The organism is Nocardia transvalensis NBRC 15921, from assembly GCF_000308875.1.
GTDB classification, from domain to species: Bacteria; Actinomycetota; Actinomycetes; order Mycobacteriales; family Mycobacteriaceae; genus Nocardia; species Nocardia transvalensis.
Genome location: NZ_BAGL01000084.1, coordinates 1 through 10,972 on the forward strand (window position 1 = coordinate 1; position 10,972 = coordinate 10,972).

Sequence of the window (10,972 nt, forward strand, 5' to 3'; positions counted from 1 at the left end):
AGCTGACAAAAATGTCCGACCCTCACACGGGGGGTGAAGACCGGAACCAAAAAATAATTGGCACTGACATTCATCGACACACTATTGAGTTCTCAAAGAACACACGCACAAACCATCTCCCGGACTTCCGTCCGCTCGATCGGTGAGGCAACTTTTCCAGCTTAGCTCAGCCATCCACCCCGATCCAAATCGGGGTCTCGGTCGAGCCAGTGTGATCTGTCAGGCGCTCATCGTCCAACCTCGTGTCCCGGGCCTTTCGGTCCGGGTCGGTGTCCGTGTCGCTCTGACCTGGAATAAGTTACGTGGCGACCGCTTTCGATGTCAAATCGCCTGGTCATACGGCCAATCCGAAGACATCGACAACTACGCCGACTGATCTTGGAACGCCCTTCTGCGTCACGCCATTCCCCGAACCGACCTATTGGTTTCCGAAAATGCCGGAAGCCGGCCCACCGAAATGGTGGACCGGCTCCGGGTGTTCTGTCGGGCCGGACTCAGAAGTCCATGCCGCCCATGCCGCCGGTCGGGTCGGCCGCGGGAGCGGCAGCCTTCTCCGGCTTGTCGGCGACGACGGCCTCGGTGGTGAGGAACAGGGCCGCGATCGAGCCCGCGTTCTGCAGGGCCGAACGGGTGACCTTGACCGGGTCGGCGACGCCGGCCTGCAGCAGGTCCTCGTACTCGCCCGAGTCGGCGTTGAGGCCCTGGCCGGCGGGCAGGCCCGCGACCTTCTCGGCCACCACGCCGGGCTCCAGGCCCGCGTTGAAGGCGATCTGCTTCAGCGGGGCGGCCAGCGCGACCTTGACGATGTTCGCGCCGGTGGCCTCGTCACCGGTCAGCTTCAGCTCTTCCAGAGCCGGGCCGGCCTGCAGCAGGGCCACGCCGCCACCGGGGACGATGCCCTCCTCGACGGCGGCCTTGGCGTTGCGCACCGCGTCCTCGATGCGGTGCTTGCGCTCCTTGAGCTCCACCTCGGTGGCGGCGCCGGCCTTGATCACCGCAACACCGCCGGCCAGCTTGGCCAGGCGCTCCTGCAGCTTCTCGCGGTCGTAGTCGGAGTCGCTGTTCTCGATCTCGGTACGGATCTGAGCAACCCGGCCCTTGATGGACTCGGCGTCGCCCGCACCGTCGACGATGGTGGTCTCGTCCTTGGTCACGACCACCTTGCGGGCCTGGCCCAGCAGATCGACGGTGGCGTTCTCCAGGTTGAGGCCGACCTCTTCGCTGATGACCTCGCCACCGGTGAGGATGGCGATGTCGGCCAGCTGCGCCTTGCGGCGGTCGCCGAAGCCCGGAGCCTTGACGGCGACGGACTTGAAGGTGCCGCGGATCTTGTTGACCACCAGGGTCGACAGGGCCTCGCCCTCGACGTCCTCGGCGATGATCAGCAGCGGCTTACCGGCCTGGATGACTTTTTCGAGCAGCGGGAGGAGATCTTTGACCGTCGAAACCTTCGAGCCGACCAGCAGGATGTACGGGTCCTCGAGGACCGCTTCCTGACGCTCCGGGTCGGTCACGAAGTAACCCGAGATGTAGCCCTTGTCGAAGCGCATGCCCTCGGTCAGCTCCAGCTGGAGCCCGAAGGTATTGCTCTCCTCGACAGTGATGACGCCTTCCTTGCCGACCTTGTCCATGGCCTCGGCGATGAGCTCACCGATGGACTGGTCGCCCGCCGAGATGGCGGCGGTGGCGGCGATCTGCTCCTTGGTCTCGACCTCCTTGGCCGACTCGAGCAGACGGTTGGTGACGGCCTCGACGGCCTTCTCGATGCCGCGCTTCAGACCCAGCGGGTTCGCACCGGCCGCGACGTTGCGCAGACCCTCGCGCACCAGCGCCTGGGCCAGAACGGTTGCCGTCGTCGTACCATCTCCGGCGACATCGTCGGTCTTCTTGGCGACTTCCTTGACCAGCTCGGCGCCGATCTTCTCGTAGGGGTCCTCCAGCTCGATCTCCTTGGCGATGGACACACCATCGTTGGTGATCGTGGGGGCGCCCCACTTCTTCTCCAGGACGACGTTGCGGCCCTTGGGGCCCAGCGTCACCTTGACGGCGTCGGCGAGGCTGTTCAGGCCCCGCTCGAGGCCGCGGCGGGCCTCTTCGTCATACGCGATTGTCTTGGCCATGGCGTTGTTGAGATCCTCCATGTGTATGGCTGACACACAGGACGACCGCAGGTTGGGCCGCCCCCATTACGCTGGCCAGGTTCGGTGCCCGCGACGGACGAGCGGGGTGTCATGGCTCCACTCTCACCGTCCCGACCTGGCACTCACAGGATGAGAGTGCCAGCTCCCTTTTTAGCACTCAGGAATATCGAGTGCAAGGTTCACGACGGTAGTGGCAGACCGCTTACATGGTGTCGGTGACGCGCAGAGCGAGAGCCAGGAAGGCGTCGGTGCGGCGCTCCTCCGGCGACCGGGGCTCACCACGCTCGACGGTCACCTGTTCGGCATCGTGCAACAGCAACTCCGCCTCGATGCGCATGATGGCGCGAATGAACGGGGGCGCTACCTCGGGAGGTAGATCCCCGTTGACGATGTAGCTACCGTCCGGACCGTCCTCGGTCTGCACATAGGAAAGTGCGCGCAGCAGGTCAGCGCGCAGTTCCCCCGCGATTAGGTCGGAATCCACGTCATCCGCCATAGCGACATCGTATCTTGACAACCCTTGTGCAACCCGCACTCGGGTCATACAGTACGTACGTACGGTTTGGGAGTGCGACGACTGGAGCCGCCGATGTGGGATCCGCAGCAGTACCTGGCCTTCGACAATCACCGGTCACGGCCCTTTTTCGAACTGCTCGGGCGGATCGGGGCGGAGCGGCCGCGGCGGGTCGTCGATCTCGGATGCGGACCCGGTCACCTGACCACAACCCTCGCCGAGCGCTGGCCCGCGGCGGTCGTGGAGGCATCCGACGCCTCGCCGCAGATGGTCGCCGCGGCGCGGGCTCGCGGGGTGCACGCCACACTGCTCGACGTTCGCGAGTGGCAGCCGGAGGCCGACACCGACGTAGTCGTCTGCAACGCGGTGTTGCAGTGGGTGCCCGGCCACCCCGCTCTGCTGACCGACTGGGCGGCCAAGCTGCCGCCGGGTGCGTGGCTGGCCATCCAGGTGCCGGGCAATTTCGACGCACCCTCGCATCGGTCGATCCGGGAGCTGGCCGGGCGGGACGAATGGCGGGAACGGCTCGAGCCGACCGGAGTGCTGGAGGCCCGCAATGTGCTCGACCCGACCGGGTACGCCACCGTGCTGACCGACGCGGGATGTGCCGTCGACGCCTGGGAGACGACCTATCTCCAGCGGCTGACCGGTGACGATCCGGTGCTGAAGTGGGTCTCGGGCACGGCCCTGCGCCCGATTCGCGATGCCCTCGACGATGCGAGCTGGGACCGGTTCGTCGCCGACCTGACCCCGCTGCTGCGCACCGCCTACCCCCAGCAGCCCGACGGGACCACCTGGCTCCCGTTCCGCCGGGTCTTCGCCGTCGCCCGGACGCCGTAGGCCCTTCGCCGAGCCGCTACCCCGAAGGGATGAGAGCTTCGGGGCTGGGGCGGGATCAGAGCTTCGGGGGCTCTGGTGGAGTGGGCGGTTGCGGGGGCGTGGGCGGGGTGGGCGATCCCTGGGGGGTGGGTGGTGTCGGGGGTTGGGGCGGGGTCGGTGGGGTGGGTGGCTGGGGTGGGGTGGGTGATGGCTGGGCTGCGAACTGGGCGAGTTGGGCTACCAGGTCGCGCTCGATGTCGTCCTTGATCAGGCCGAGGCCCGAGAGGACACCGGTGCCGTCCTCCTGTTCCAGGAGGGCGAGCAGGAGGTGTTCGGTGCCGATGTAATTGTGGCCCAGGCGAAGTGCCTCGCGGAAGGTCAGTTCGAGGGCCTTGCGGGAGGCGGCGCTGTAGGGGATGAGGCCGGGCACGTCGTCGGTCGCCGGCGGCAGGGCCGCGGTGGCCACCCGGCGCACGGCGTCCAGCGTCACGCCGCGGGCGACGATCGCGTGCGCCGCCAGGCTGTTCGGCTCGGTGAGCAACGCGAGCACGAGATGTTCCGGCACGATCTCCGCATTGCCCGCACTGCGCGCCTCCTCCTGGGAGTTCACCACCACCACGCGGGCACGGTCGGTGAAGCGCGCGAATCCGGCGTTCGGGTCCATGGCCGGATCGGCGGCCGCCTTGGGCACGAATCGCTTCTGGGCGGCCTGCTTGCTGACGCCCATACTGCTGCCGATATCCGTCCAGGATGCGCCCGAGCGGCGGGCCTGGTCGACGAAGTGGCCGATCAGATGGTCGGCCACCTCGCCCAGGTGCCCGCCGACGACCACCGCGTCGGACAGCTGTTCCAGTGCGTTGTCGGGGCGTGCTTTCTTGATGCCTTCGATCAGATCGTCGAGGCGGATCTTTATTTCATCTGCCATGCGTCAACAATAGGTTGACTCGTTGTGGATCGTCAACAGTTGGTTGACGATGTGGGTTGCGGTGGGGATTCCGGCCAAAAACGTGCCGGAAAACGGGGCCGGACGACGGCGCGGATTGCGGCAGGCCGGGACGGCGGCGCGGGTAGTGAGAGGTCGGGTGGCGGCGCGGGTAGTGAGACGCCGGGTGGCGGCGCGGGTAGTGGGAGGCCGGGTGGCGGCGCGGGTAGTGAGGGGCCGAACGGCGGGGCGGGTTGCGAGAGGCCAGGACGGCGGGTTGGTTGGTCAGGGGCGGGCGGGGCGGGCCGCGCCGCGGACTATGCGCTCCTTGACCCAGGCGGCCGGGCGGCCGATGAGTGCTCGGTGGGTGGGGGTGTCGTCGGGGCGGACGAATTGGACCACCGCGTCGTGCCGGCCCAGGCTGATGCACTGGAGGTAGTAGCGGAAGCGGAGCGGTTGTGGGTGGTCGCCGCGCAGGCGGGCGGCCACGGAGGCTCCGGCGTGCGAGCCGGTCGGCAGTGCCGTCGCGCAGGCCATGCGCAGCTCCCGGCCGCCGGGGCCCGGGATCGCGGCACTGTCGCCGGCGGCGTAGATGTCCGGATCCGAGGTGCGCAGGGTCTCGTCGACGAGCAGGCGGCCGCTGCCGTCGACGGCCAGGCCCGCGCGGGCGGCGAGGTCGGGTACCGCGAAACCCGTTGTCCAGAGCACCGTTTCGGCCGGGATCTGCTGACCGTCGGCCAGGCGGAGGCCGTCCGGCAGCACCTCGATCACCTTGGCGCCGGAGTGCACCTCGACGCCGAAGCGGTCCAGTACGGCGCGGATGTGCCCGGCGGCCTTACCCGACAGCCAGGCTCCCGGTTCGTCGGACCCGACCAGCGATACCGCGAGATCCGGTCGGGCCTCGGCCAATTCGGCGGCCGTCTCGATACCCGTCGACCCGCCACCGACCACGGCCACCCGCCCGGCCGCCGTGCCCAGCCGCGCGATGTCCTCGACGGTGGCGACGGTGTGGGCGTAGTTCCGGACGCCCGCAACGCTTTCCACATCCGCCGCGCTTCCCAGGGCGTAGACGAGGGTGTCGTAGTCGAGGACGGTGTCGTCCGCCAGTGAGATCTGTTTCACTGCCGGATCGATCGCCACAGCCCGGCCCTGAACGAATCCGATTGCCTTGCGCTCCAGCAACTTCCGCAGGTCCGTCCGAGGTACGCGCTGTCCTGCGGCCAGCTGATGCAGCCGCACTCGCTCGACGAATTCCGAGCGCGCGTCCACCACGGTGACCTCCGCGCCCTTCGCCCGTCGAGCCAGCGTCCGCGCCGCCGACAGGCCCGCGTATCCCGCGCCCAGTACCACGATCCGATGCCGTCCGGTCATGAGTGACTCCTTTCGAGAAGGCCGACACCATCCAGACCGGACAGGCCGACCCACCCTGACAAAAGCGCAGGGTGGGTTGTGTCACACGCCGGAGCGCAGCAGGGTCATCGCACAGTGAAGCGCAGCACGGTCGTCACACGGTGAAGCGCAGCACGGCCGTCACACAGTGAAGCGCAGCACGGCCGTCACACGGTGAAGCGCAGCACGGCCGTCACACAGTGAAGCGCAGCACGGCCGTCACACAGTGAAGCGCAGCGCGATCAACGTTCGCGTGCGAGGTAGGCGAGCTTGTGGGGGTTGACCACGATGTGGACGGCGGAGACGCCGTCGGTGGTCGAGTCGGTCGCGCCGACGAGGAGCACGCTGCCGTTGACGCGGGCCACAGCCGCTGGGGAGCCGTTGATCTCCTCGAGCGTCAATTCCAGGCCGGGGATGTCCGTGGCGAACAGGCCCACCAGGTAGCGGGCGACGCGGGCGGCGCCGACGATCGGGCGGCGGGCCGCGGTCGTCTCGCCGCCGCCGTCGGCCGTCGCGACGATATCGGCGGCGAACATGCTCTCCAGCGCGGCGATATCGCCCGCGCGGGCGGCGGCCACGAAGCGTTCGAACAGCGCTCGCGCCTGGTCGGGGGTGGCGGCGTAGCGGGCGTTCCCGGTGCGGACGCGCCGCCGCGCCCTGCTGTAGAGCTGCTGGGAATTGGCCTCGGTCAGCGCCAGCATGGCGGCGATCTCGCGGTGCCCGTAATCGAATGCCTCCCGCAGCACGAAGACCGCGCGTTCCACCGGCGACAGCCGCTCCAGCAGGGTGAGCATCGCCAGCGATACCAGCTCCCGCTGTTCGGCCGACTCCAGCGGCCCGAGCTGACCGGCGGCGGTGGGCACCGGCTCCGGCAGCCACGGCCCGACATAGGTCTCGCGGCGCGCGCGGGCCGAATCCAGCCAGGTGCGACAGAGATTCACCACCACCGTGGTCAACCATGCCTCGGCATTGCGGATCTCGCCGCGGTCGGCGGTCTCCCAGCGCAGGTAGGTCTCCTGCACGGCGTCCTCGGCCTCGCCCGCCGCGCCCAGCATCCGGTAGGCCAGCGCGAACAGGCGCGCCCGATGCGACTCGAACTCCGCCAGTCCCGTCTCGTCCACCCGCTCACCTGCCTCCGCTCGCCCGGCGACGATACGCGCCCGCCGCGACGGCCCGAGCCCCCGACCACCGCAGCGGCCGACCGCACCGATAGACCACGGCAACCGACCGCCCTGGCCATCACCGTGCCCGTCCGCACCGGCCCTGGGCCGCCTGCCGCACCGATCATCCGCAGCCATCACCGACACCGATCGTTCGCGACGACATTCCATAGGCAGCCGAGTCGCGACCACATACCGCACCCATCACTCGGGTGTGGTCGTCGGCTCGGCGGAGGATGTGGGTGATCCGGAGCCCGGACGGGGCAGGTGGATGTCGGGGAGGTGGAGGCGGGGGCGCTCGCTGGTGGGCGGGGCGCTGGTCGTGGGCGGGCTGTTCTTGCGCAGTTCGCTGCTGCCCGCGCCGTCGTCCGGCTGGCAGGCGGTGAGTGTCACAGCGATGGCACCGGCGGCCAGCGCGGCAATCGCCAACTTGTTCAACGGGTTCTCCCACCGATCGCGCGCCGCACCTGCCGCGGCGCCTGGGAAGACAGTGCGCCGCACGGCTTATCGGCGGCCAAACGACCGGTTAAGGCGGAAGATCCCGCCGCGAGCTACTTTTCGGCGATTCCGATGGCCACCGCGACCGGATTGTCGGCCTGACTCGCCGACAGGCACACCAGCTTCGCGGTGCCGAGCGCGACGTTCGGGCTGCCCTCGAACTTCGACCCCGGATTCTCCGCGAGCAGATTCTCCATCAGCGACTTCTCGCCGTCGGTGTCGAGTTTCTTGAACTCGGCGCAGGTCGTCTGCGAGGCCGGCCCGAGCGAGGAGTTCTCCGAGTGCCGCGGCGCCGCCGACGGCTCGGCGGTCGGCGTGGACGCGGCCTCGGTCGCCGAGGGCGCGGCGCTGGCGGACGGCGCGGCGCTGGACGGCGCATTCCTGCGCAAACCGCTGGCATCGGAGCCGGCATCGTCGTTCCCGCACGCGGTCAGGCCCAGTGCCAGTGCGCCCAGCACGACCGCGGTCGCCGAAAGTCGCTTCATAGACGTCTAATCCCCGGTGGTCGAAACGCGCCGGGCAGGTCCGGCGCGCGTCGCAGCGTACCGGGCGCGAACGATATTGAAAACCCGGCGGCCGTCAGTGCACCTGCCGCTGCCAGTCGCGCGGCACCCGGTCACGCGGGCCCGGCACGGACTGATCCTCCGGATGGTGGTGCGGCGGCGCCAGTTCCGGGCCGTCGCCGTACATCTCCTCGGTGCGGAAGTTCCAGAACCAGTCCTCGCCCGGTTCGTAGCTCTGCACGAACGGGTGCCCGGTCGCGGCGAAGTGCTTGGTGGCGTGCTGTGCCGGGGAGGAGTCACAGCAGCCGACGTGCCCGCACTGGGCACAGCGCCGCAGGTGCACCCACCAGCCCTGCGCTGCTTCACATTCCGTACAGCCGGCGCCGCTGGGCGGCACCGCCGGATCGATACCCTCGATCGCCTGGGTCATCACTCACCTCCGGAATCCTGGGCCGCGTCGGCGGCCTCACTCTCGAGGGCGTCCCTGCCGGCCGGGTTGAGCGGCAGGCGCACGATGAACCTCGTATCGCCCGGCGCCGACTCCACGCGGATGTCGCCGCCGTGCTTCTTCACCACGATCCGGAACGAGATGTCCAGTCCCAGACCGGTTCCCTCGCCGACCGGCTTGGTGGTGAAGAACGGCTCGAAGATCCGGCTCCGGATATCGGCGGGGATGCCGGGCCCGGTATCGCAGATCTCCACTGCGGCACAGTCGTTTTCGTGATAGGTGCGGACGGTGAGCGTGCCGCTGCCGCCCATCGCGCCGACCGCGTTGTCGATGAGGTTGGTCCACACCTGGTTCAATTCGGCCGCGTAGCACGGGACCTCGGGCAGGCTGCGGTCGTACTCCTTGACGACCTCGATGCCGTCGCCGATCTTGCGGGCCAGCATCACCAGCGTGCTGTCGAGCAGTTCGTGGATGTCGACCACCTGGAACGGCGCCCGGTCCATCTGCGAGTACTGCTTGGCCGCGTTCACCAGCGACGAGATGCGCACCGTGGAGTCGGTGATCTCGTTCATCAGCAGTTCGGTCTCGACGGTGTAGTTCAGCCAGCGGATCGCGCCCTCGAACACCCCGGCGTCGCAGCCCTCCAGGGTGGCCGCGACCTTCTCCAGCCAGTCGGTGTCGAATCCGGCCTGGACGAAGGTCGGCGCGATATCCCAGCCGTTGGCGATGCCGTGGTCGGTGAGCCAGTCGCCGAGTTCGTCCTCGCGGTCGGCGGCCTCCAGCGTGGTGAGCGTCGGGGCCTTGGCGACCTGGGTGGCGGCCTCCTCCTGCAACTGCACCAGCGCCTCGAGCGCGTCGGAGTCGAACTTGCCGTGCGCCATCATCTTCAGCTTGTGCCGCATGCCCGCGACCCGCTCGCGCAGCGAGGAGGTGGCCCGCACGGCCGCGGCCGCCGGATTGTTCAGCTCGTGGGTCAGGCCCGCGGACAGCGAGCCCAGCGCCAGCAGCCGCTCGCGCTGGCCGATGATCTCGTTGGCGTGCGGTTGCCGAAGAACACGCCCTCGAGCAGGTGCAGCGCCATCGGGAACCAGTCCTGCATCATCCGGGCGAAGGTGCCGGCGTCGAGCACGAAGAACTTCGACGGCCGGGTCACGGTGAGCGACCCGTTGTAGTTCTCCTCGGCCTTGTCGCCCATATAGGCGGTCCAGGCCCCGGCGTAGGAGCCGCGGTGGTCGGTGCGGACCAGCTCGATCTCCTCGCCGGCGGACAACTTGGTCAGCACGACCTCGCCGTCCATGAGCACGTAGAAGCAGGTCGCCGCATCGCCCTCGCGATAGACCGGGCCCGGCTCGAAGTACTCCACGCGCCCGTCGCGGCACAGCCAGGCCAGCTGGTCGTCGTCGAGCTTCTCGAAGAGGAACAGCGTGCGCAGTTCCTCGGGATCACAGATCGTCTGGGTACCCATGCTGCCCACCTCCTACTGTTTGGCGATGTATCGGTGGACGAGCATGACCGCCATCGCGCCCTCGCCCACGGCGGACGCGACCCGTTTCGCCGACTCCGCGCGCACGTCGCCGGCCACGAACACACCCGGGACGCTGGTCTCCAGGTGATGCGGGGGCCGCGGCAGCTCCCAGCCCGCCGGGCGGTTGCCGTCGACCAGCAGATCCGGACCGGCCAGCACGTAACCGCCGGTGTCGCGCTGGACCAGGCCGTCGAGCCAGTCGGTTTCGGGTGCGGCGCCGATGAACAGGAACAACCGTTCGGCCTCCACTTTTTCTTCCGCGCCCGTCGCGTTGTTGCGCAGCACGATGCGCTCGAGGTGATCGTCGCCGTCGGCGGCCACCACCTCCGTGCACGTGTGCACCTTGATGTTCGGAACCTGCTCGATCTGCTGGACCAGATAGTGCGACATCGAGTTCCCCAGCGCGTCGGAACGCACCAGGATGTGCACGGTCCGGGCGTTGCGGGACAGGAATACCGCCGCCTGACCGGCCGAGTTCGCCCCGCCCACGATGTAGACCTCGCGATCGGCGCAGTCGGCGGCCTCGGTCATCGCCGAGCCGTAGTAGACGCCGCGGCCGGTGAACTCGTCCACGCCGGGCGCCGGGTGGTGACGGTAGTTGACGCCGGTCGCGATCAGCACCGAATGCGCCGAGACCGAACTGCCGTCGTCGAAGCGGACCACCCGCGCCGAACCGCACGCCTCGAGCCCCACGACCTCGCGGGCGGTGATCAGCTCGGCGCCGAATTTGACCGCCTGCCGCCGCGCCCGGTCGGCCAGCTGCGCGCCCGAGAGCCCGTCGGGGAACCCGAGGTAGTTCTCGATGCGCGAACTCTGGCCCGCCTGACCGCCGGTCGCGGTGCGCTCGACGAGAACCGTGCGCAGCCCCTCCGACGCGCCGTACACCGCCGCGCCCAGACCGGCCGGGCCGCCGCCGACCACGATCAGGTCGTAGAAGTCGCCGGTCGGATCGGTGCTGAGGCCGACGCTGCCGGCCAGCTGACTGTCCGTGGGCGTGATCAGCGCCTGCCCGGCGGCATCGATGACCACGGGCACTGGTCCTGGCTGGCGCCC

Annotated in this window: 9 protein-coding genes and 2 pseudogenes; 1 reads left to right on the forward strand and 10 read right to left on the reverse strand. The window is 69.0% G+C overall.

Going from position 1 to position 10,972, the window contains the following annotated elements:
* Positions 1 to 494 precede the first annotated feature (494 nt).
* Both groL and ON41_RS29355 read right to left on the reverse strand, forming a co-directional pair.
* Positions 495 to 2,120 carry a chaperonin GroEL gene (groL, locus tag ON41_RS29350; protein ID WP_040751282.1) on the reverse strand — a complete coding sequence of 542 codons (1,626 nt, stop codon included), beginning with the start codon at positions 2,118 to 2,120 and terminating at the stop codon, positions 495 to 497.
* Positions 2,121 to 2,343: 223 nt separating this feature from the next.
* Positions 2,344 to 2,637: a hypothetical protein gene (locus tag ON41_RS29355; RefSeq protein ID WP_040751275.1), complete on the reverse strand. Its 294-nt coding sequence runs from the start codon at positions 2,635 to 2,637 to the stop codon at positions 2,344 to 2,346.
* A gap of 93 nt (positions 2,638 to 2,730) precedes the next feature.
* On the opposite strand from ON41_RS29355, the gene ON41_RS29360 reads away from it, so the two are divergent.
* Complete coding sequence (locus ON41_RS29360) at positions 2,731 to 3,495, forward strand: trans-aconitate 2-methyltransferase (protein ID WP_040751276.1); 765 nt, start codon at positions 2,731 to 2,733, stop codon at positions 3,493 to 3,495.
* 166 nt (positions 3,496 to 3,661) lie between these two features.
* On the opposite strand, the pseudogene ON41_RS29365 reads toward ON41_RS29360, so the two are convergent.
* The 8 genes and pseudogenes from ON41_RS29365 to ON41_RS29400 form a co-directional block, all read right to left on the reverse strand.
* A pseudogene (locus ON41_RS29365) lies at positions 3,662 to 4,399 on the reverse strand (Clp protease N-terminal domain-containing protein); the annotation flags it as partial.
* Between the two features lie 282 nt (positions 4,400 to 4,681).
* The gene (locus tag ON41_RS29370) at positions 4,682 to 5,767 is read right to left on the reverse strand and encodes an NAD(P)/FAD-dependent oxidoreductase (protein ID WP_051162748.1); all 1,086 of its coding nucleotides are present in this window, start codon (positions 5,765 to 5,767) and stop codon (positions 4,682 to 4,684) included.
* A gap of 260 nt (positions 5,768 to 6,027) precedes the next feature.
* Complete coding sequence (locus tag ON41_RS29375; RefSeq protein ID WP_040751277.1) at positions 6,028 to 6,906, reverse strand: RNA polymerase sigma-70 factor; 879 nt, start codon at positions 6,904 to 6,906, stop codon at positions 6,028 to 6,030.
* A 243-nt stretch (positions 6,907 to 7,149) separates the two neighbouring features.
* A complete protein-coding gene (locus ON41_RS29380; RefSeq protein ID WP_040751278.1) occupies positions 7,150 to 7,383 on the reverse strand; it encodes a hypothetical protein in 234 nt (77 codons plus the stop codon).
* A 113-nt stretch (positions 7,384 to 7,496) separates the two neighbouring features.
* On the reverse strand, positions 7,497 to 7,928 hold the full coding sequence (locus ON41_RS29385; RefSeq protein ID WP_085995853.1) for a hypothetical protein: 432 nt from the start codon (positions 7,926 to 7,928) through the stop codon (positions 7,497 to 7,499).
* Positions 7,929 to 8,022: 94 nt separating this feature from the next.
* The gene (locus tag ON41_RS29390) at positions 8,023 to 8,376 is read right to left on the reverse strand and encodes a UBP-type zinc finger domain-containing protein (RefSeq protein WP_040751280.1); all 354 of its coding nucleotides are present in this window, start codon (positions 8,374 to 8,376) and stop codon (positions 8,023 to 8,025) included.
* Positions 8,376 to 9,859 (reverse strand): annotated as a pseudogene (locus ON41_RS29395) (ATP-binding protein). The gene ON41_RS29390 and the pseudogene ON41_RS29395 overlap by 1 nt, the downstream one beginning before the upstream one ends.
* A 12-nt stretch (positions 9,860 to 9,871) precedes the next feature.
* Positions 9,872 to 10,972 (reverse strand): thioredoxin-disulfide reductase (locus ON41_RS29400; RefSeq protein ID WP_040751286.1); only part of this gene is annotated, 1,101 nt, incomplete at its 5' end.

What these genes read in the sequence shown, in the direction of transcription:
- groL (WP_040751282.1), bottom strand. Translation starts at nt 2,120, where the DNA reads ATGGCCAAGACAATCGCGTATGACGAAGAGGCCCGCCGCGGCCTCGAG.
- ON41_RS29355 (WP_040751275.1), bottom strand. Translation starts at nt 2,637, where the DNA reads ATGGCGGATGACGTGGATTCCGACCTAATCGCGGGGGAACTGCGCGCT.
- ON41_RS29360 (WP_040751276.1), top strand. Translation starts at nt 2,731, where the DNA reads ATGTGGGATCCGCAGCAGTACCTGGCCTTCGACAATCACCGGTCACGG.
- ON41_RS29370 (WP_051162748.1), bottom strand. Translation starts at nt 5,767, where the DNA reads ATGACCGGACGGCATCGGATCGTGGTACTGGGCGCGGGATACGCGGGC.
- ON41_RS29385 (WP_085995853.1), bottom strand. Translation starts at nt 7,928, where the DNA reads ATGAAGCGACTTTCGGCGACCGCGGTCGTGCTGGGCGCACTGGCACTG.
- ON41_RS29390 (WP_040751280.1), bottom strand. Translation starts at nt 8,376, where the DNA reads ATGACCCAGGCGATCGAGGGTATCGATCCGGCGGTGCCGCCCAGCGGC.